At 70.7% G+C, this 21519-nt stretch carries 15 protein-coding genes and 1 riboswitch; of the genes, 7 read left to right on the plus strand and 8 right to left on the minus strand.

What is annotated here, in order from left to right; genetic code table 11:
* The first annotated feature begins 39 nt into the window (after nt 1-39).
* The 5 genes from OG194_RS09240 (at nt 40) to OG194_RS09260 (ending at nt 8469) form a co-directional block, all read left to right on the plus strand.
* The gene (locus OG194_RS09240) at nt 40-1845 is read left to right on the plus strand and encodes a methylmalonyl-CoA mutase subunit beta (RefSeq protein WP_327400367.1); all 1806 of its coding nucleotides are present in this window, start codon (nt 40-42) and stop codon (nt 1843-1845) included.
* Nucleotides 1845-4034, plus strand: a complete 2190-nt coding sequence (gene scpA / locus OG194_RS09245) for a methylmalonyl-CoA mutase (RefSeq protein ID WP_442811515.1) — start codon at nt 1845-1847, stop codon at nt 4032-4034. Before OG194_RS09240 ends, scpA begins: the two co-directional genes overlap by 1 nt.
* On the plus strand, nt 4031-5023 hold the full coding sequence (gene meaB / locus OG194_RS09250) for a methylmalonyl Co-A mutase-associated GTPase MeaB (protein ID WP_327400368.1): 993 nt from the start codon (nt 4031-4033) through the stop codon (nt 5021-5023). Before scpA ends, meaB begins: the two co-directional genes overlap by 4 nt.
* Nucleotides 5024-5134: 111 nt before the next feature.
* Nucleotides 5135-5332, plus strand: a riboswitch (cobalamin riboswitch).
* Nucleotides 5333-5481: 149 nt separating this feature from the next.
* Complete coding sequence (metE, locus tag OG194_RS09255) at nt 5482-7800, plus strand: 5-methyltetrahydropteroyltriglutamate--homocysteine S-methyltransferase (RefSeq protein WP_327400369.1); 2319 nt, start codon at nt 5482-5484, stop codon at nt 7798-7800.
* 96 nt (nt 7801-7896) lie between these two features.
* Nucleotides 7897-8469 (plus strand): histidine phosphatase family protein, encoded by a 573-nt coding sequence (locus tag OG194_RS09260; RefSeq protein ID WP_327400370.1) that lies wholly within the window; start codon nt 7897-7899, stop codon nt 8467-8469.
* A gap of 1 nt (nt 8470) precedes the next feature.
* Here the strand turns inward: OG194_RS09260 and OG194_RS09265 are convergent, their stop codons facing one another.
* The gene (locus OG194_RS09265; protein ID WP_327400371.1) at nt 8471-9706 is read right to left on the minus strand and encodes a cytochrome P450; all 1236 of its coding nucleotides are present in this window, start codon (nt 9704-9706) and stop codon (nt 8471-8473) included.
* 120 nt (nt 9707-9826) lie between these two features.
* Nucleotides 9827-10837, minus strand: coding sequence for a DUF2278 family protein (locus OG194_RS09270; RefSeq protein WP_327407023.1), 1011 nt, complete (start codon nt 10835-10837; stop codon nt 9827-9829).
* 202 nt (nt 10838-11039) lie between these two features.
* Here OG194_RS09270 and OG194_RS09275 point away from each other — a divergent pair, with 202 nt between their 5' ends.
* Nucleotides 11040-11480 (plus strand): SRPBCC family protein, encoded by a 441-nt coding sequence (locus OG194_RS09275; protein ID WP_327400372.1) that lies wholly within the window; start codon nt 11040-11042, stop codon nt 11478-11480.
* A 109-nt stretch (nt 11481-11589) separates the two neighbouring features.
* Here OG194_RS09275 and OG194_RS09280 read toward each other — a convergent pair whose 3' ends face one another.
* A complete protein-coding gene (locus OG194_RS09280) occupies nt 11590-12231 on the minus strand; it encodes a LysE family translocator (protein ID WP_327400373.1) in 642 nt (213 codons plus the stop codon).
* 162 nt (nt 12232-12393) lie between these two features.
* Here OG194_RS09280 and OG194_RS09285 point away from each other — a divergent pair, with 162 nt between their 5' ends.
* Nucleotides 12394-14565 (plus strand): protein kinase domain-containing protein, encoded by a 2172-nt coding sequence (locus tag OG194_RS09285; RefSeq protein WP_327400374.1) that lies wholly within the window; start codon nt 12394-12396, stop codon nt 14563-14565.
* A 10-nt stretch (nt 14566-14575) separates the two neighbouring features.
* Here the strand turns inward: OG194_RS09285 and OG194_RS09290 are convergent, their stop codons facing one another.
* From OG194_RS09290 to OG194_RS09310, 5 genes are all read right to left on the minus strand, one after another.
* On the minus strand, nt 14576-15727 hold the full coding sequence (locus OG194_RS09290; protein WP_327400375.1) for an XdhC family protein: 1152 nt from the start codon (nt 15725-15727) through the stop codon (nt 14576-14578).
* 43 nt (nt 15728-15770) lie between these two features.
* Nucleotides 15771-17231, minus strand: coding sequence for an NCS2 family permease (locus tag OG194_RS09295; protein WP_327400376.1), 1461 nt, complete (start codon nt 17229-17231; stop codon nt 15771-15773).
* 156 nt (nt 17232-17387) lie between these two features.
* Nucleotides 17388-19784, minus strand: coding sequence for a xanthine dehydrogenase family protein molybdopterin-binding subunit (locus OG194_RS09300; RefSeq protein WP_327400377.1), 2397 nt, complete (start codon nt 19782-19784; stop codon nt 17388-17390).
* 1 nt (nt 19785) lies between these two features.
* Nucleotides 19786-20379 (minus strand): (2Fe-2S)-binding protein, encoded by a 594-nt coding sequence (locus OG194_RS09305; protein ID WP_327400378.1) that lies wholly within the window; start codon nt 20377-20379, stop codon nt 19786-19788.
* On the minus strand, nt 20379-21278 hold the full coding sequence (locus OG194_RS09310; protein ID WP_327400379.1) for an FAD binding domain-containing protein: 900 nt from the start codon (nt 21276-21278) through the stop codon (nt 20379-20381). Before OG194_RS09310 ends, OG194_RS09305 begins: the two co-directional genes overlap by 1 nt.
* Nucleotides 21279-21519 lie beyond the last annotated feature (241 nt).

Below are 21519 nucleotides of genomic sequence, written 5' to 3' on the forward strand. Positions count from 1 at the left end.
CTCTGCTGCCCACCTGCACATTTGCCCTAGCATCCGAGCATGACGGTCCTGCCCGACGACGGGCTCTCGCTGGCCGCCGAGTTCCCTGACGCGACGCATGAGCAGTGGCAACGCCTGGTCGAAGGCGTACTGCGCAAGTCGGGCAAGGAAGTCTCGGGTGCCGCAGCGGAAGACGCCCTGTCCACCTCGTTGGAGGACGGACTCCGTGCCCGTCCCCTGTACACCGCCGACGACTCCGTACCCGAACCCGGCCTCCCCGGATTCGCCCCCTTCGTCCGGGGCGGCCGCGCCGAGGGCAACACGCTCGGCGGCTGGGACGTACGCCAGCAGCACACGACCGGCGACAACGCCGCGGTCCTCGGCGACCTGGAGAACGGCGCCACCTCGCTGTGGCTGGTCACGGGGGAGCGCGGCATCCCGGTCGCGTCGCTCGGCGCCACCCTCGACGGCGTCTTTCTCGACCTGGCGCCCGTCGCCCTCGACGCGGGAAGCGAAGTCGAGCCCGCGGCAGCCGAGTTGCTACGGCTGTACGAGGAGCGGGGCGTCGCGCCCGAAGCCGCCCGCGGCACCCTCGGCGCCGACCCACTGAACTTCGCGGCCCGCACCGGGTACGAGGCATTCCCCTTCGCACCCGTCGCCGCGCTCGCCCGGCGCTGCGCCGAGGAGTACCCGGGGCTGCGCGCGCTGACCGTGGACGCGCTGCCGTACCACGGGGCCGGCGGTTCGGCGGCGCAGGAGCTGGGCGCCTCGCTGGCGACCGGTGTCGCCTATCTGCGCGAGCTGACCGAGGCGGGCCTGAGCGTCGAACAGGCCGTGGGGCAGCTGGAGTTCAGGTATGCGGCGACCGCCGACCAGTTCCTCACCATCGCCAAGTTGCGCGCGGCGCGCAGGCTCTGGGCACGCATCGCCGAGGTGTGCGGGGCGCCGGGCGGGCAGGTGCAGCACGCGGTGACCTCGCCGGTGATGATGTCCCGCCGCGACCCGTGGGTGAACATGCTGCGCACGACGGTCGCGACGCTGGCCGCGGGGGTGGGCGGCGCCGAGTCCGTCACCGTGCTGCCCTTCGACCACGCGCTCGGGATGCCGGACGCGTTCGCGCGGCGGATCGCCCGCAACACCTCGACGATCCTGGTCGAGGAGTCGCATCTGTCCCGGGTGATCGACCCGGCGGGCGGCTCCTGGTACGTGGAGCGGCTCACGGACGAACTCGCCCACGCGGGCTGGGAGTTCTTCCAGCACATCGAGCAACAGGGCGGCCAGGCGGCCGCGTTGCGCTCGGGCAGCCTCCGCGAGGACCTCGCCACGACCTGGGCGGCCCGCAGCGCGAAACTCGCCAAACGCCGCGAACCCATCACCGGCGTCAGCGAGTTCCCGAACCTCGCCGAACGCCTCCCGGAGCGCGCCCCCGGCCTCACCGCCCCGTCCGGCGGCCTGCCGCGCGTACGGCGCGACGAGGCCTACGAAGCACTGCGCGCCCGCTCCGACGCCCACCTCGCGGCGACCGGCTCCCGCCCCCGGATCTTCCTCGCCGCGCTCGGCCCGGCCGCCGCGCACACGGCCCGCCTCTCCTTCGCGTCGAACCTGTTCCAGGCGGGCGGCATCGAGCCCGTCACCGGGGGCGAGTTCGCGGACAGCGGGGCCACCGAGGCCTGCCTGTGCTCCAGCGACGCGCTGTACGAGGAGCAAGCGGCCCAGATCGCCGGGGAGTTGAGGTCGGCCGGTGCCGGGCACGTGTTCCTCGCGGGCCGTCCCGGGCAGTACTCCGGTGTCGACGCCTACGTCTTCGCGGGCTGCGACGCCGTAGCCGTACTCTCCGCCACCCTCGACCGCATGGGAGTGTCCTGATGGCAGCGATGGGGCGCATCCCCGACTTCTCCGGGATCGAGCTGGGAGCCCCGGCCACCGAGGCCGGCCCCGACGAGTGGCGCGACGCGGTGAAGAAGGCGGCGGGCGGCGACGACCTCCTCTGGGAGACCCCGGAGGGCATCGCCGTCAAACCCCTGTACACCGGCCAGGACTTGGAAGGCCTGGACTTCCTGGCCACCTACCCGGGTATCGCCCCGTATCTGCGCGGCCCGTACCCGACGATGTACGTCAACCAGCCCTGGACGATCCGCCAGTACGCGGGTTTCTCCACGGCCGAGGAGTCCAACGCCTTCTACCGCCGCAACCTGGCGGCCGGTCAGAAGGGCCTGTCGGTCGCCTTCGACCTGCCCACGCACCGGGGTTACGACAGCGACCACCCGCGCGTGACCGGTGACGTCGGCATGGCGGGCGTGGCGATCGACTCGATCTACGACATGCGCCAGCTCTTCGACGGCATCCCGCTGGACAAGATGACGGTGTCGATGACGATGAACGGCGCGGTGCTGCCCGTACTGGCCCTCTACATCGTGGCAGCGGAGGAACAGGGCGTACCGCCCGAGAAGTTGGCCGGGACCATCCAGAACGACATCCTCAAAGAGTTCATGGTCCGCAACACCTACATCTATCCGCCGAAGCCGTCGATGCGGATCATCTCCGACATCTTCGCGTACACCTCGCAGCGGATGCCGCGCTACAACTCCATCTCCATCTCCGGCTACCACATCCAAGAGGCGGGCGCGACGGCCGACTTGGAGCTGGCGTACACCCTCGCGGACGGGGTCGAGTACATCCGGGCGGGCCGGGCGGCGGGGATGGACGTGGACGCGTTCGCGCCCCGGCTCTCCTTCTTCTGGGCGATCGGCATGAACTTCTTCATGGAGATCGCCAAGATGCGCGCGGCCCGCCTCCTGTGGGCCAAGCTGGTCAAGCAGTTCGACCCGCAGAACGCCAAGTCCCTCTCCCTGCGCACCCATTCACAGACCTCGGGCTGGTCGCTGACCGCGCAGGACGTCTTCAACAACGTCACGCGCACGTGCGTGGAGGCGATGGCGGCAACACAGGGCCACACCCAGTCGCTGCACACCAACGCCCTCGACGAAGCCCTCGCGTTGCCCACCGACTTCTCGGCACGCATCGCCCGCAACACCCAACTCCTCATCCAGCAGGAGTCCGGCACGACCCGCGTGATCGACCCGTGGGGCGGCAGCGCGTACGTAGAGAAGCTGACCTACGACCTCGCGCGCCGCGCCTGGCAGCACATCGAGGAGGTCGAGGCGGCGGGCGGCATGGCCAAGGCCATCGACGCGGGCATCCCGAAACTCCGCATCGAGGAGGCCGCGGCCCGCACCCAGGCCCGCATCGACTCCGGCCGCCAGCCGGTCATCGGCGTCAACAAGTACCGCGTGGAGACCGACGAGCAGATCGACGTCCTCAAGGTCGACAACTCCTCCGTACGCACCCAACAGATCGAGAAGCTACGGCGGTTGCGCGCCGAGCGCGACGAACAGGCCACCCAGGACGCGCTGCACGCGCTGACCCGCGCGGCCGACGAGGGCACGGGAAACCTCCTGGAGCTGGCGGTGAACGCGGCCCGCGCGAAGGCGACGGTCGGCGAGATCTCCGACGCGCTGGAGAAGGTGTACGGGCGGCACGCGAGCCAGATCCGTACGATCGCCGGTGTGTACCGCACCGAAGCCGGCGACTCCCCGTCAGTAGAGCGCACCCGTACCCTCGTGGCCGAGTTCGAGGAGTCCGAGGGCCGCCGCCCCCGCATCCTGGTCGCCAAGATGGGCCAGGACGGCCACGACCGCGGCCAGAAGGTGATCGCCACCGCCTTCGCCGACCTCGGCTTCGACGTCGACGTCGGCCCGCTGTTCCAGACCCCCGGCGAGGTGGCCCGCCAGGCCGTAGAGGCGGACGTACACATCGTCGGGGTGTCCTCCCTCGCCGCCGGACACCTCACCCTCGTACCGGCGTTGAAGGAGTCCCTCGCCGAGGAGGGCCGCGAGGACATCATGATCGTGGTCGGCGGGGTCATCCCACCCCAGGACGTCCCCACCCTCCTGGAGATGGGCGCGGCGGCCGTGTTCCCGCCCGGGACGGTGATCCCGGACGCGGCCTACGACCTCGTACAGCGCCTGGCCGCCGACCTCGGGCACACCCTGTGATCGAGGTCGACACCTATGTGAAGGGCGTACTCGACGGCAAGCGGGCCCTGGTGGCCCGCGCCATCACCCTCGTCGAGTCGACCAAACCCCAACACCGGGTCATGGCCCAGGAGTTGCTGACCGCACTCCTCCCGCACAGCGGCCAGGCCCGCCGGATCGGCATCAGCGGCGTACCCGGCGTAGGCAAGTCGACCTTCATCGACGCCTTCGGCACCCGGCTCACCTCGCAGGGCTTCCGGGTCGCGGTGCTGGCCGTGGACCCGTCGTCGACCCGCACGGGCGGTTCGATCCTCGGCGACAAGACCCGCATGGAACACCTGGCCGTGGACCCGGCGGCCTTCGTCCGCCCCTCCCCCACCGCCGGCACGCTGGGCGGCGTCGCGAAGGCGACCCGCGAGTCCATCGTGGTGATGGAGGCGGCGGGCTACGACGTCGTCCTCGTCGAAACGGTAGGCGTAGGCCAGTCGGAAACGGCGGTGGCCAACATGGTCGACTCCTTCCTCCTGCTCACCCTGGCCCGCACCGGCGACCAGTTGCAGGGCATCAAGAAGGGCGTCCTGGAGCTGGCGGACGTCATCGCCGTCAACAAGGCGGACGGCCCGCACGAGCGCGACGCGAAGAGCGCGGCACGTGAACTGGCAGGCGCGCTACGCCTGATGCATCCGGCCGACGCGGCCTGGACCCCGCCGGTACTGAGCTGTAGCGCCCGCGAGGGAACAGGCCTGGACACGGTCTGGGAGCACCTGGAGCAACACCGCTCCCTGCTGGACTCCACGGGCCGCCTGGCGGTGAAGCGCAGCGAGCAACAGGTGGACTGGACTTGGACGATGGTCCGAGAAGAGCTCTTGGGCCGCCTGCACGCCGATTCGACTGTCCGCGCCCTGGCCCCGGACCTAGAACGCCAGGTACGAGAGGGCGAGTTGACAGCAACGCTGGCGGCCGAGCAAATCCTGCGAGCTTTCGAATCCCGGCCAACTGACTTGCCCTAGGGGCGCGGGGCTGTATCGATTTGCGGCTCCGCCGCGTGGGCGCGACCAGCCCCCACCGGCCCGCACCCAAAAATCGACGCACAAGACCCCCACCCCGTAGGCTGGCCAACGCAGCTGGTTCGCCCCGTCACCCAGACGGACGCGTCGCAAGAGGGAACCCGGTGAGACTCCGGGACTGCCCCGCAGCGGTAAGCAGGAACGACCGCCGTCATACGCACTGGGCCCACACAGGACCTGGGAAGCGACGGCCAGTAGGTGACCTCCGGTCAAACGGAGGCCGTGCCCGCAAGTCCGAAGACCTGCCACCTGCCCGCACGCGAAGCATTCGCGCGCGGAATCCCGGTGACCTCGTGGGCGGGTCGGCGTACACACGGGCGATCACCATCCCCCGGTCTACGAACTTCGCGCTCACGTCCCGACACCGGGATCCAGGGAGATATCTCGCGAAGGAGATTTCCGTGACACCGAAGTCCGCAGCCGCGGCAGCACGGGCCACCGTCTACGGCTACCCCCGCCAGGGCAAGGGCCGAGAACTCAAGAAGGCCATCGAGGGCTACTGGAAGGCCCGCGTCGACGCCGACGCCCTCCGCGCCACCGCCGCCGAACTGCGCCGCACCAACTGGCAGCAGCTGACGGCCGCCGGCATCCACGAGGTCCCGACCGGCGACTTCTCGTACTACGACCACGTCCTCGACACCACCGTCATGGTCGGCGCCATCCCCGAACGCCACCGCGCCGCCGTCGAACTCGACGCGCTGGACGGCTACTTCGCGATGGCCCGCGGCACGCAGGACGTGGCGCCGCTGGAGATGACGAAGTGGTTCGACACGAATTACCACTACCTCGTGCCCGAGTTGGGCCCGGACACCGTCTTCACCACCGACTCCACCAAGCAGGTGGCGGAGTTGAAGGAGGCCCTCGCCCTGGGCCTGACCGCCCGCCCGGTCCTGGTCGGCCCGGTCACCTACCTCCTGCTCGCCAAGCCCGCCCCCGGAGTGTCCGCGGACTTCGAACCGCTGACGCTCCTGGACCGGCTGCTGCCCGTGTACGCCGAGGTCCTCGCCGACCTGCGCGCGGCGGGCGCGGAATGGGTGCAGCTCGACGAGCCCGCCCTGGTCCAGGACCGCACCCCGGCCGAACTGAACGCCACCACCCGCGCCTACCGCGACCTCGGTGCCCTCACCGACCGGCCGAAGCTGCTGATCGCCTCCTACTTCGACCGGCTCGGCAACGCGCTGCCGGTCCTCGCGAAGGCACCCGTGGAGGGCCTCGCGCTGGACTTCACCGAGTCCGCCGCCGCCAACCTGGACGACCTCGCCTCCGTCGGCGGACTGCCCGGCAAGCGGCTGATCGCCGGCGTGGTCAACGGCCGTAACGTCTGGGTCAACGACCTCACCAACTCCCTTGCCACACTGGGCACGTTGCTCGGGCTGGCCGACCGCGTCGACGTGGCCGCCTCCTGCTCGCTGCTCCATGTGCCGCTCGACGCGGCCGCCGAGCGGGACATCGAGCCGCAGATCCTGCGCTGGCTGGCGTTCGCACGCCAGAAGACGGCCGAGATCGTCACGCTCGCCAAGGGATTGACCCAGGGCACCGACACGATCGCCGCCGAACTCGCCGCCAACCGCGCCGACTTGGCCTCCCGCGCCGGTTCGGCACTCACCCGCGATCCCGCCGTACGGGCCCGGGCCGCCGCGGTCACGGACACCGACGGCCGCCGCTCCCAGCCGTACGACGAGCGGACCTCGGCGCAGCGCGCGCATCTCGGGCTGCCGCCGCTGCCGACGACCACGATCGGTTCGTTCCCGCAGACCGCCGAACTGCGCACCGCGCGGGCCGACTTGCGAGCGCGACGGATCGACACGGCCGGTTACGAGGAGCGGATCAGGGCAGAGATCGGCGAGGTCATCTCCTTCCAGGAGAAGACCGGCCTGGACGTCCTCGTGCACGGCGAGCCCGAACGCAACGACATGGTCCAGTACTTCGCCGAGCAGCTGACGGGCTACCTCGCCACCCAGCACGGCTGGGTCCAGTCCTACGGCACCCGTTACGTCCGCCCGCCGATCCTGGCCGGCGACATCTCCCGCCCCGAACCGATGACGGTGCGCTGGACGACGTACGCCCAGTCGCTCACCTCACGCCCGGTCAAGGGCATGCTCACCGGACCGGTCACCATGCTCGCCTGGTCCTTCGTCCGCGACGACCAGCCGCTCGGCGACACCGCACGGCAGGTCGCCCTCGCCCTGCGCGACGAGGTCAACGACCTTGAGGCGGCCGGGACTTCGGTCATCCAGGTCGACGAACCCGCCCTGCGCGAGACCCTCCCGCTGCGCGCGGCGGACCGGGAGGCGTATCTCGCCTGGGCCACGGAGGCGTTCCGGCTGACCACCGCCGGGGTCCGGCCGGAGACGCAGGTCCACACGCACATGTGCTACGCCGAGTTCGGCGACATCGTGCAGGCCATCGACGACCTCGACGCGGACGTCATCAGCCTGGAGGCGGCCCGCTCGCACATGCAGGTCGCGCGGGAGCTGGCCGAGCACGGCTATCCGCGCGAGGCGGGGCCGGGTGTCTACGACATCCACTCCCCGCGCGTGCCGAGCACGGCCGAGGCAGCGGCCCTGCTGCGCAAGGGACTTGAGGCCATCCCGGCGGAGCGGCTGTGGGTCAACCCGGACTGCGGTCTGAAGACCCGCGGCTGGCCCGAGACCCGCGCGTCCCTGGAGAACCTGGTCGCCGCGGCCCGCACGGTCCGCGAGGAGCTGACCGGGTCCTGACCCGATGGTGATGGGGGGGCGGCCGGGAGGACACCCTCCCGGCCGTCCCCGCCCTGAGACGATGATCCGCACAGCCCGCAGAACTGGAGCGCCGAAGTGACCAGCCGCATCACCTTGATCTCGCCGGCGATGAACCGGTCCCTGCGGGAGACCCGGTTCGACGACGGCAGCCCGCTCGACCCGAGCGGTGCGGCCCGCGCCGAGTCCGTCGCGGGTTCGCTCCGGGCGGCTGACCGGGTGCTGGTCTCGCCCACCGTGCGGTGCCGGGAGACGGCGTCCGCGCTGGGCCTCTCGGCCGTGCCGGAGCCCGAGTTGGCGGGGTTGGACATGGGGCGTTGGCGGGGGCTGACCCTCGACGAGGTGATGGCGCGGGAGCCGGACGCGGTGATGGCCTGGCTGTCGGACCCGGACGCGGTGCCTCATGGCGGGGAGTCGGTGCGGGTGCTCTGCGAGCGGGCGGGGCGGTGGCTGGAGGCGGCGGCCGGGTTCGAGGGCAGGACCCTCGCCGTGGTCGAGCAGGATTTCGTGCGGGCCGTTGCGGTCACGGTCCTCGACGCACCCGGGCCCGCGTTCTGGCGGCTCGACGTACTGCCGCTGACCGCGACCGACCTCAGCGGGCGGTCCGGGCGGTGGAATCTGCGGCTCGGGCGGGAACTCGGCGGCGAGTGAGTCACCAGGCCAGGTGCAGGGCGTACGGGGAACGGTGGATCATCGTGGGCCGCATGGTGACCGGCCGGTCCTCCGCCAGCCGTAGGCCGGGCAGGCGGGTCGTCAACTCCTCCAGGGTGAGGCGGAGTTGTTCGCGGGCGAGTTGGGAGCCGGGGCAGCTGTGCACGCCGAAGCCGAAGGCCAAGTGGCGGCTCGGGGTGCGGGTGATGTCGAAGGTGTCGGCACGCGCATGGCGCTTCTCGTCCCGGTTGGCCGAGCCGAAGGCGACGAACAGCGCTGCTCCGGCGGGGAGTTCGGTACCGGCGAGGACGACCGGCCGGGTGGTGACCCTGCGGAAGCCCTGCAACGCGGTGTCGTAGCGGGCCGCCTCCTCGATCGCCGCGGGGATGCGATCGGGTTCGGCGCGGAGCAGCTCCCACTGGTCCGGGTGACTGAGCAGATGCAGGACGGTCGTGCCGATGAGCGCGGTGGTGGTGAGGTGACCTGCGAGGAGCAAGTTCTGGAGATGGGCGACGAGTTGGTGCCTGTGCTCCAGGGTCAGGTCGCCGCCGTCCCCCTCCTCGGCGACCGAAGCGATCAGTTCCGTACAGAGGTCCTGGCGGGGGTCTGCGTGCCGCTCCCGTACGTACCGGTCGAGCGTGCGCTGCATCGCGACGACGTCCTCGGCCGCGGCGATCTGCTCGTCCTCCGCCAGCGGGCGGAAGAGCAACTCCTCGGCGCGGTGACCCCCGTGGACGACGCCGGGCACGTCGGCGGGGTCGAGGCCGACGATCCTGCCGACGACCTCGCCGGGGAGCCTCCTGGCGTACGCCGACATCAACTCGACGTGCCCGTCCTTGCGCTGCCCGTCCACGAACGTGTCCACCAGGGCCGCTGCGCGCTCGGCGGCGTACGGCAGGACCGCCGCGACCCGGGACGGCGAGAGGCCGCGGACGATGGGTGCGCGCAACTGCTGGTGCCGCGCGCCGTCCGCCGTGACGACGACGGGTCGCCCGCCGAAGCCGCCGCCGAGGATGGCGAGCGCGGCGGGCGCCGGGAGCACGTCGGGCCGTAGGGCCATCGCTGAGGAGAAGTCCTCGGGGCGGCGCAGGACTTCGCGTACGTCGGCGTCCCGGGAGACGAGCCAGGCGTCGAGTTCGGCGAGGTGGGTGAGGCCCTCGGTCTGCCGTGCCCGGGTGTAGGCCGGATACGGGTCGCGCTGCAAGTCGTCGAGCCCGGCGTGCAGTTCGCGGTTCACGGGACACCCTCCGGCCGATGGCGTGATGCGGTGCGGTGCGGTGCGGTGCGGGTCGGGCTCATCGTGCCGGACGGGTGTCCCGGTGCGGTAGGGAACTTCCGGGCAGTTCGGACCAGTTGGTCAGAAGACGACCGTCCAGCCCTCCCGTGCGGCCTGGTCGGCGGTGTACGAAACGCCGTGGACCTTGAGGCCGTTCGCGTCGAGGAGGGTGATCTCGCCGCCCTGGTTGCCGAGTTGGACGCCGTCGGTGAGCGGGACGAGCAGAGTGGCGCCCGGGGGGAGGGGGCCGGGCGGTACCGCGCAGGAGTGGCCGAGCCGGTCCCGTACCCGCCAGCCGGTCGGGTCGAGCGGATCGGGCGAGGCGTTGAGGAGCGTGACGCTCTCCGGCTCGGGCGCCGGGCCGCGCGGGTTGACCAGGGCCGCCACGATCCGGACGGGCCGGCTGCCGGGGTCGGGGCGCGAACCGTCGGTGTCCTCCAGGGTGTGGCCGGTGGTGTCGTCGGTGTGCCAGGACTGGCTCTGGAAGGCGAGGAAGATACCGACCCAGCGAGACTGTGCCGGGAAGTGGATGAGGAGGCCGCCGTCCTGCCAGACCCCGTCGTCGCCGCTGAAGCGGCGGCTGTTGCCCTGGTTCATGTGGATGTCGTGGACGCCGTTGCCGGGCAGGAAGCCGAACACCTTGTCCTTGACGGTCGGTTCGGGGCCGAAACGCTCGCCGAAGACGTACAGCCGGGCGTCCGGGTCGTCCACCGCGCGTCGTACGTAGTGGTCGAGGAGGTCGGCGAGGTCGTTGTCGGGGCCGCTCGCGTCCGGCGGGAGGGTGCGCAGTTGCGCCGGGTCGAAGAGGTTGCCGCGCACGAAGTCGAGGTTCGGGCCGCCGGGTCCGGGCAGCAGGGTGTTCCAGCCGCTCGGGAGGCCCTCCAGCCGGGCGGTGACCGGGTGTTGGAAGTCCTCGCTGACGAGATAGAGCAGTTCGGAAGGCTGCTCGGCGGACAGGACGTTGACCGCGGCCCGGAAATGTGTGCCCGAGTCGTCCGTGAGATGGATCTGGTAGTGCGGTGTCCCGGCGGCGCCCTCGCGCCTGGTGTCCACCGCGCGCGTGATCAGAACGCCGTAGGCCTTCAGTGGCATGACGACCAACTCCCCCTGCGGGCAGGCGGGATGCCCGCCCATGGGACAGAGCGTAGGGGGGAGGCGCCCGCTCCGGCCTGGACGCGGGGAAACTCGGGGCGGCTGTCGGGTGTACGTCTGCGTACCTATGAACCGCTAGGCCATGGGTGTGAGCCGCCGATGAAAGTATCGCCGATCAAGAAGCGTTCTCTACGATCCATACATGGTCAACTTCCGTCTCGAACGCACGGCCCCCCTTCCCCTTGAGGAGGCGTGGCGCCGGTTGACGGAGTGGCCACGCCACGCCGATGTCGTCCCCCTGACCAGGGTCACCGTGGTCACTCCTCCGCCGACCGGTGAGGGCACGGTCTTCGTGGCCCGCTCCGGGCTCGGCCCGCTCGGCTTCGACGACCGGATGGAGGTCACCGTGTGGCGCCCGCCGACGGAGGACGAGCCGGGTCTGGTCCGTCTGGAGAAGCGGGGGCGGGTCGTCACCGGCTGGGCGGAGATCGAGGTCCGGCCGGGGCCGGGGGGCCGTAGCCGCGTGGTGTGGGAGGAGGAGCTGGCGGTCCGCTTCCTGCCGCGCCTCTTCGACCGGCCGCTGCGGTGGGCCGCGCGGTCGATGTTCGGGCGGGCGGTGAACGGGCTGCTGAGACGGTCGTAGCGCGGTCGGGTCCCTACGAAGTCAGTCCTCCAAGTCCTTGAGTCCTTCAGGTCTTCAGGTCTTGAGGTCTTGAGGTCTTGAGGTCTTGAGGTCTTGAGTGCTTACGGAGTCAGTCCTTGCGGCCGGTCACCGCGACCGTCACGCCCAGGCCGATCATCGTGAGCCCGCCGACCCCGCCCACCGCGGACAGTCGGCGGGGCGAGCGCGCGAACCAGTCCCGGGCCGTGGACGCGACCAGTCCCCACACGCTGTCCGAGGCCACGGCGATGAGGTTGAAGACGAGGCCGAGGAGCAGCATCTGCCCTGTCACATGGCCCTGTTCGCGGTCCACGAACTGGGGCAGTACGGCGGCGAAGAACACGATGGTCTTGGGGTTGGCCACCCCGACGGCGAACCCCTCCCACAGCGTGCGCAGCCCGCTGTGCGGAGCGGCCTCCTCACCGGCGAACGCGGCCCGCAGGGAGCCGCGTTGGCGCCACGCCTTCACCCCGAGGTACACCAGGTACGCGGCGCCGGCGAGCTTCAGTGCCGTGAAGACGAGCACCGAGCGCTCCACCAGCGAACCGACGCCGAGCGCGACCGCCACGACGAGCAGGTAGGCGCCGAGGGTGTTGCCGACGACGGTGGTAAGCGCGGCCCGGCGGCCGTGGGCCAGCGCCCGTCCGATCACGAACAGCACGCTGGGGCCGGGGACGATGATCAGCAGGAAGGACAGGGCCGCGAAGGCGAGCAGTCGGTCGGTGGACACCATGGGGCCATGGAAGACGGGGGCGCTCCGGCCCCGCAACTCATTTCCGGGTGCCCCGAGGCCGATGCCCGGTGAGCGGAACGAACGGCCTAGGGTGATGGACCTTAGTGTGATGGCTCTGGACGGCCCTTCCGGGCACGGGAAACAGGAAAGGTGACCGGCGACATGTCGCTTCGCCCCGGGGACACGGAGTCGATCGGCGGTTACGCGCTGGTCGACCGGCTCGGCAGCGGCGGGATGGGCGTCGTGTATCTCGGGCGGTCGGCCTCGGGACGGCAGGTCGCCGTCAAGGTCGTGCACGCGCAGTACGCGCTGGACGAGGAGTTCCGGGCACGGTTCCGGCAGGAGATCGCGGCGGCCCGCCGGGTGAGCGGCGCCTTCACCGCGCCTGTCGTGGACGCCGACGCGGACGCCGAACTGCCCTGGATGGCCACGCTCTACGTCCCCGGCCCCACCGTGGCCGAAGTCGTCGAGAGGGGCGGCCCGTTGGAGGGCCGCGCCCTGCGCACGCTCGCCCTGGGACTGGTCGAGGCGCTGCGGGACATCCACCAAGCGGGCGTCGTGCACCGGGACTTGAAACCGAGCAACGTGCTGCTCGCCGAGGACGGCCCCCGCGTCATCGACTTCGGCATCTCCCGCGCCGCCGACAACCAATCCCTCACCGTCACCGGCCGTCTGATCGGCACCCCGCCCTTCATGTCTCCCGAGCAGTTCGCCGCGCCCCGGGACGTCACCGCCGCCTCCGACGTCTTCTCGCTCGGCTCGCTCCTCGTCTATGCGGCCACCGGCAACCGTCCCTTCGACGGCGCCAGCCCGTACCTGACGGGTTATCAAGTCATGTACGAGCAGCCGAGGCTGGACGGTGTGTCCGAGCCGCTGCGGAGCATCGCCGAACGCTGTCTGGACAAGGACGCGGCGGCCCGTCCCCAACTGACCGAGCTGCACGGCATGTTGCTGGACCTGCCCGATTCGGAGTCCGGCTCCGAGTCCGGTGCGGGGTCCTGGCCCACCGTGGTGGCGGACCTTCCCCAGGCACCACGTCCCCACCCCGCCGCTCCGGAGACCGTCCACCCCGACAGCCAACGCCCGCGCAGAGCAAGGCGATTGGCCATCGCTCTGGCCACCGCGGTCGCCGTCGGCGCGCTCGGTCTGACGACCCTGCACTGGATGTCGGACCGCACCACGGACACCGGCACACCGGCCGCGTCCACGTCCACCGCGGCCATGGCGCTGCCCACCGGCTGGCAGCCGTGGCGGTCGAGCCTGGTCACCGGCAAGACGGGCGAACCCCTCGACTACGGCGAGTCCGGGTGTGTGGCGGGGAGCAGCACCGTGTACTGCGCCGGCACCGGCTTCACGGTCACCGCGCTCGACGCCGCCTCCGGCCGGGTCGGCTGGCGCTCGGGCACCAGCCCGGAGACCGCGCGCCCCGTCGGCGTCCGGGACGGCCGCCTCTACACCTACGTCAAACCGGACTCGTCCCAGACCTACATCGCCCGCCGCCTGGTCGCCCTGGACGCGAAGACCGGCACCCGGCTCTGGCAGCACCCGGTGAGCGAGGACCGCAACGCCGTCCTGTTCGACGGCGGCGTCCTGGCGATGGACGTGAACGCGACGCGGTTCGTCGCCTACGACAGGTCGGGCCACCAACTGTGGACCGCCGCCGCGAAGTCGACGACCGGCACCGCCTGCACCCCGACCGTGCTGGGCGGCGCCCCCTACGCCCTGTGCGAGCCGATGGACGATCCCTCCAAGGGCGGCCGCAGCCTGCTGCGTCTGGACGCGAAGACCGGCACGGCGAAGGAGATCGCCCAACTCCCCACGGGCGCGATGCCGTTGGGCATGCTCGACGGGCGGCTGCTGTTCGCGGTGCCGAAGCTGGCGGAGGGCTACTTCGCCAGCGGCGAGGACCAGCCGTACACCGCGCTGGAAGAGGTGGACCCCGCCGGAGGTAGCGTGCGGGTGCCGCTGCCGGGCACCTCGCGCGGTACGCCCACCCTCGTCAAGGGCGTCATCTACTTCGTCCGCCCGAACGGCACGGTCACCGCCGTGCGCGCGGCCGACGGCAAGCGGCTGTGGCAGCGGGGGACGGACACCGAGAACCTGTCGACGCCGGTGTTCTCGGCGAAGTTCGACAGACTGTATTTCGCGAACCGGTTCGGGCGGTTGCTCGCCCTGGACCGGAGCACGGGAGCCGTCGAGTGGAGTACGTCCGCGCTGTCGAACGCCGGTGACTCGACGGACGACACCACCCCGTACGTCCTGCTCGTCAAGGACGCGCTCGTGGCCGTGGCGGGCGACACGGCCTTCTCCGTACGACCGCCCGCGACGCGCTGAGCCGCGCCGTTCAGGCCACCGACCCGATCCGTCGGGCGGGCAGCGACGTCGCGTCGTGGTGGATCGGCGTGTGTGCGCCGGTGAGTGAACTGCCGCTGCCGCCACGCCTGTTGGCGACGATCTCCGCCGCGATCGACAGGGCCGTCTCCTCGGGCGTACGCGCGCCGAGGTCGAGCCCGATCGGGGACCTGAGCCGCGCCAACTCCAGCTCCGTGACGCCGACTTCACGCAGGCGCTCGTTGCGGTCGAGGTGGGTGCGACGGGAGCCCATCGCGCCGACGTACGCCACCGGGAGGCGCAGGGCGAGCTGGAGCAGGGGTACGTCGAACTTGGCGTCGTGGGTGAGGACGCACAGGACGGTGCGGGCGTCGACGTCCGTGCGGGCGAGGTACTTGTGGGGCCACTCGACGACGATCTCGTCGGCGTCGGGGAAGCGGGTCCGGGTGGCGAAGACGGGGCGGGCGTCGCACACCGTGACGTGGTAGCCGAGGAACTTGCCGACGCGGACCAGGGCGGAGGCGAAGTCGATCGCGCCGAACACGATCATCCGGGGTGGCGGGACCGAGGACTCGACCAGGACGGTGAGCGGGGCCCCGCAGCGGGAGCCCTGCTCGCCGATCTCGACCGTGCCTGTGCGGCCCGCGTCCAGATGGGCGCCGGCCTCGGCGGCGATCGTGCGGTCCAGCTCGGGGTGGGCGCCGAACCCGCCGTCGTAGGAACCGTCGGGGTGGACGACAAGCGCGCGGCCCCGCAGGTGAGTTGGGCCGGAGACGACCCGGGCCAGGGCCGCCGCCCCGCCGCTCGTCGCGGTGGAGAGGGCGGCGGTGATCACCGGTCGGGCGGGGTCGCCGACCCGTACCGGTGTGACGAGGATGTCGATGACTCCGCCGCAGGTCAGGCCGACGGCGAAGGCATCCTCGTCGCTGTAGCCGAAGCGCTCCAGGACGGTTTCGCCGTCCGCGAGGGCCTGTTGGCACAGTTCGTAGACCGCGCCCTCCACACAGCCCCCGGAGACCGAGCCGATCGCCGTGCCGTCGGTGTCCACCGCGAGGGCGGCGCCGGGCTGGCGGGGCGCGCTGCCGCCGACGGCCACCACGGTGGCGACGGCGAAGTCGCGGCCCTGCTCGACCCACCGGTGCAGCTCTTCGGCGATGTCCAGCATCTCGGTCTCCTAACGAGGTTGCGGGGAAGGGTAGTTGGGGGGGCTAGTGCACGCCCAGCCAGCTCTCGACAGGGTTGAGGGCAAAGTAGACGAGGAAGATGACGGTCAGCCCCCACATGAAGGCGCCGATCTCCCGCGCCTTGCCCTGGGCGGCCTTGATGGCGACGTACGAGATGACTCCGGCGGAGACGCCCGCGGTGATGCTGTAGGTGAACGGCATCACAACTATCGTCAGGAAGACAGGGATCGCGGTGGCCCGGTCGGCCCAGTCCACGTGCCGGGCGTTCATCAGCATCATCGAGCCGATGACGACCAGGGCGGCGGACGCGACCTCCTGCGGGACGATCGCGGTGACCGGGGTGAAGAAGAGACAGGCGGCGAAGAACAGGCCGGTGACCACCGAGGCGAGGCCCGTTCGGGCGCCCTCGCCGACCCCTGTCGCCGACTCGATGAAGACGGTCTGGCCGGAGCCGCCCGCCACGCCGCCGATCGCGCCGCCGGCGCCGTCGATGAACAGCGCCTTCGAGAGACCCGGCATCCGGCCCTTGGCGTCGGCGAGGTTCGCCTCGGTGCCGACGCCGATGATGGTGGCCATCGCGTCGAAGAAGCCGGCCAGGACAAGCGTGAACACGATCATGCCGACCGTCATCGCGCCAACCTTGCCCCAACCGCCGAACTCCACATGGCCGAAGAGCGAGAAGTCCGGCATCGAGACCGCGCTGCCGTGCAGTTCGGGGGCGGAGCCGCTGGCCCACTGCTTGGGGGCGATGACCCCGGCGGCGTTCAGGATCGCGGCGACGACCGTGCCGGTGATGATCCCGATGAGGATCGCGCCGGGCATGTTGCGGGCCTGGAGCATGAAGATCAGGAGCAGGGTCCCGGCGAACAACAGGACGGGCCAGCCCGCGAGTTCACCCGCCGGGCCGAGGGTGAGCGGGGTCGCCTTGCCCTGGTGCACAAAGCCGGACTTGTAGAAGCCGATGAGCGCGATGAACAGGCCGATGCCCATCGTGATGCCGTGTTTCAGCGCGAGCGGGATCGCGTTCATGATCATCTCGCGCAGGCCGGTGACGACGAGCAGCATGATCACCACGCCGTACATCACGCACATGCCCATCGCCTGCGGCCAGGTCATCTGCGGGGCGACCTGCGAGGAGAGCACACCGGAGACGGAGAGGCCGGCGGCGAGGGCGAGGGGCACCTTGCCGACGAAGCCCATCAGGAGGGTGGTGAAGGCCGCCGCGAACGCGGTCGCGGTGATCAGCCCTTTCTGGCCGAGCGTGTCCCCCGCGACGTCCTTGCCGGACAGGATCAGGGGGTTGAGCAGCAGGATGTACGCCATCGCCATGAAGGTGGTGACTCCGCCGCGCACCTCACGCGCGACGGTCGATCCCCGCCGGGATATGTGGAAGTACCGGTCGAGCCAGGACCGGCCGGCCGGGACGCGGGTTCCTTCACCCGAGTCCTCGGCGGCGGTCCTGGGTTCCACTGACTGCTGGGTCATGGGGCCATCTCCCAAGGTTCACAGGGGCACCCGTCGGCCGCCTCGGCGGCGCGCGGGATTTGGGATGGACGACCCGGGGGACGGCCCGAGACGAACAATGGGGGCCCAGGGGGGACCAACTCCCCCCAGGGCGTCACCGGTTGGGACCTCGAAAGGTCATGTGCCCGTGAGGTGCTCCGGGCGTACCGGTGTCCTGTTCAGTTCCAGCCCGGTCGCGTTCCGAATTGCCGCCAGGACGGCCGGAGTCGACGACAGGGTGGGGGCCTCGCCGATGCCGCGCAGCCCGTACGGGGCGTGCTCGTCGGCGAGTTCGAGCACATCGACCGGAATGGTCGGGGTGTCGAGAATCGTGGGGATGAGGTAGTCCGTGAAGGACGGGTTCCTGACCTTCGCGGTCTTCGGGTCGACGATGATCTCCTCCATGACCGCCACGCCGAGACCCTGGGTCGTACCGCCCTGGATCTGGCCGATGACGGACAGCGGGTTGAGCGCCTTGCCGACGTCCTGCGCGCAGGCCAGTTCGATGACCTTGACGAGGCCGAGTTCGGTGTCGACCTCGACGACGGCGCGGTGCGCGGCGAACGTGTACTGGACGTGCCCGAAGCCCTGTCCGGTACGGAGGTCGAAGGGCTCGGTCGCGCGGTGCCGCCACTCGGCCTCGATCTCGACGGTCTCGCCTTCGAGGACGTCGACCAGATCGGCGAGGACCTCGCCGCCATCGGTGACCACCTTGCCGCCCTCCAGGAGGAGTTCGGCGCTGGCCCAGGCCGGGTGGTAGGTGCCGAGCTTGCGGCGGCCCATCTCCAGGACCTTCTCGCGGACCAGCTCGCAGGAGTTCTTGACCGCGCCACCGGTGACGTACGTCTGCCGTGAGGCCGAGGTCGAACCGGCGCTGCCCACCTGCGTGTTCGCCGGGTGGATCGTCACCTGCGTGACGCCCAGCTCCGTGCGGGCGATCTGCGCGTGGACGGTGACTCCGCCCTGGCCGACCTCCGCCATCGCGGTGTGCACGACGGCGACGGGTTCACCGCCGACAACTTCCAGGCGGACCTTGGCCGTTGAGTAGTCGTCGAAGCCCTCGGAGAAGCCGACGTTCTTGATGCCGACCGCGTAACCGACCCCTCGTACGACGCCTTCGCCGTGCGTGGTGTTGGACAGGCCACCCGGCAACTGCCGTACGTCGGCGGCCTCTCCGGCCGCGAGCCACTGCTGCTCGGGCGGCATGGGCATCGCCTTGACGCGGCGCAGGAGTTCGGCGACCGGTGCCGGGGAGTCGACCGGCTGCCCGGTCGGCATGATCGTGCCCTGCTCCATCGCGTTGAGCTGACGGAACACGACCCGGTCCATGCCCACCTTGTCGGCCAGCTTGTCCATCTGGGCCTCGTAGGCGAAGCACGCCTGGACCGCGCCGAAACCGCGCATCGCGCCGCAGGGCGGGTTGTTGGTGTAGAGCGCGATGGCCTCGATGTCGACGTCGTCGATCACGTACGGTCCGGCGCCGAGCGACGAAGCGTTTCCTACGACCGCCGGAGAGGCCGACGCGTAGGCGCCGCCGTCCAGGACGATCCGGGCCTTGAGGTGGGTGAGCTTGCCGTCCTTCGTCGCGCCGTGCTCGTAGTAGAGCTTGGCGGGGTGGCGGTGGACATGCCCGAAGAAGGACTCGAAGCGGTTGTAGACGATCTTCACCGGCTTGCCGGTGCGCAGGGCCAGCAGGCAGGCGTGGATCTGCATCGACAGGTCCTCGCGGCCGCCGAACGCGCCGCCGACGCCGGAGAGCGTCATACGGACCTTGTCCTCGGGCAGGCCGAGCACGGGCGCGATCTGCTTGAGGTCCGAGTGCAGCCACTGGGTGGCGATGTAGAGGTCGACGCCGCCGTCCTCGGAGGGGACCGCGAGTCCGGACTCCGGGCCGAGGAACGCCTGGTCCTGCATGCCGAAGGTGTACTCGCCCTCGACGATGAAGTCGGCGCGCTCGCGGGCGGCCGCCACGTCGCCGCGCACGATCGGCTGGCGGTGCACGATGTTCGGGTGCGGGACATGGCCGATGTGGTGGTCGTCGCGGCCCTCGTGGATGAGGATCGCGTCCGGCGCGGTCGCGGACAACTCGTCGGTGATGACCGGGAGTTCGCGGTACTCGACCTTGATCTTCGCGGCGGCGCGGCGGGCCGTCTCCGGGTGGTCGGCGGCGACGATCGCGACCGGCTCGCCGTGGTGGCGGACCTTGCCGTGCGCGAGGACCGGGGTGTCCTGGATCTCCAGGCCATAGTTCTTCACGTCGGTCGGCAGGTCGTCGTAGGTCATGACGGCGTAGACGCCCGGGGTCTTCAGGGCCTCGACGGTGTCGATGGAGACGATCTCGGCGTGCGCGACCGTGGAGCGCAGGATCTGGCCCCAGAGCATGTCCTCGTGCCACATGTCGGACGAGTACGCGAACTCGCCGGTGACCTTGAGGGTGCCGTCCGGGCGGAGCGTGGACTCGCCGATGCCGCCCTTGGTCTTCGAACCCTGGGTGACCTTGGTGGGAGTACCGATGGGGGCGCCTTTGACAGACATGTCAGACCGCCTCTCCCTGCCGGGCGGCCGCCAGGCGTACCGCGTCCATGATCTTCTCGTAGCCGGTGCAGCGGCACAGGTTGCCCGAGAGCGCCTCGCGGATGTCCGCGTCGATCGGGGTCGGGTTGTGCTCCAGCATCTCGTCGGCGGCGACGAGGAGACCAGGGGTGCAGAAACCGCACTGGACGGCGCCGGCGTCGATGAACGCCTGCTGGATGGGGGCGAGTTGGGTGCCCTCGCCGGTCTGCGAGTCGGTCGGCCCGGGCTGCCGGGCCGGGGACCCTCCCTGGAAAAGTGTGTCACTTTTCGCAGAAGTGTCACACTTTCCCGACCCACCTCCCCGCTGCCGCGCGTAGTCCGCGAGCCCCTCCACCGTGACGACCTCGCGACCCTCGACCTGCCCGGCCGCGACGAGACACGAACACACCGGGATGCCGTCGAGGCGGACGGTGCAGGAACCGCACTCGCCCTGCTCGCAGGCGTTCTTCGAACCCGGGAGGCCCATCCGCTCCCGCAGCACGTACAGCAGGGACTCGCCCTCCCACACGTCGTCCGCTTCCTGCGGGCGGCCGTTGACCGTGAAATTGACGCGCATCAGGCGACACTCCCCTTCTCGATGGAGCGGCCGTCAGTGCCGCGGTACGACTCCCAGGTCCAGGTCAGCGTGCGGCGGGCCATGATGCCGACCGCGTGGCGGCGGTAGCTCGCGGTGCCCCGGACGTCGTCGATCGGGTTGCAGGCGGCGGCGCACAGGTCCGCGAACTGCTTGGCGACCGACGGCGTGATGATCTTGCCGCTCTCCCAGAAGCCGCCCTCGTCGAGCGCCGCGTTCAGGAATTCCTCGGCGGTCTTCGCCCGGACGGGGGTCGGCGCGGCCGATCCGATGCCGGTGCGGACCGTGCGGGTGGCCGGGTGCAGGGCGAAGCCGAAGGCGCAGACGGCGATGACCATGGCGTTGCGGGTGCCGACCTTGGAGTACTGCTGCGGGCCGTCCGCCTTCTTGATGTGCACGGCCCTGATCAGTTCGTCGGGGGCGAGCGCGTTGCGCTTCACGCCGGTGTAGAACTCGTCGATCGGGATGAGCCGCGTGCCGCGCACCGACTCGGCCTCGACCTCGGCGCCGGCCGCGAGGAGCGCGGGGTGGGCGTCGCCGGCCGGGGAGGCGGTGCCGAGGTTGCCGCCGACGCCGCCGCGGTTGCGGATCTGCGGGGAGGCGACCGTGTGCGAGGCGAGGGAGAGGCCCGGCAGCTCGCCGCGCAGGTTCTCCATGATCCGGGTGTACGGGACCGAGGCCCCGAGCCGCACGCTGTCGGCGCCGACCTCCCACTCGTAGAGGTCGCCGATGCGGTTCAGGTCGAGCAGGTACTCGGGCCTGCGGTGGTCGAAGTTGATCTCGACCATCACATCGGTGCCGCCCGCGATCGGTACTGCGGTGGGGTGCTCTGCCTTGGCGGCGAGCGCCTCCTCCCAGCTGGCGGGGCGAAGGAAGTCCATGACCGGCTCTCTTCTTCGTCTCGTGGGTCGTACGGATCAAGCCAGTTCGTGTGCGGCGGGTCCGGCTCGTTCATGTGCTGTTAATGCAGCGTGAGGTCAGTACACAGCGCCGTGCGCGGAGCGGGTCAGTCACGGAAACCATGAAGGAGTTGGCTGGCCAGCGCGGGCATCTTGTAGATTCATATGAACAGAGGTCATCAGTAACCCCTCCGATTCCCTGTGGAAACGCGGGAAACAGCCC

The sequence above is a fragment of the Streptomyces sp. NBC_01288 genome, assembly GCF_035982055.1.
Lineage (GTDB): Bacteria > Actinomycetota > Actinomycetes > Streptomycetales > Streptomycetaceae > Streptomyces.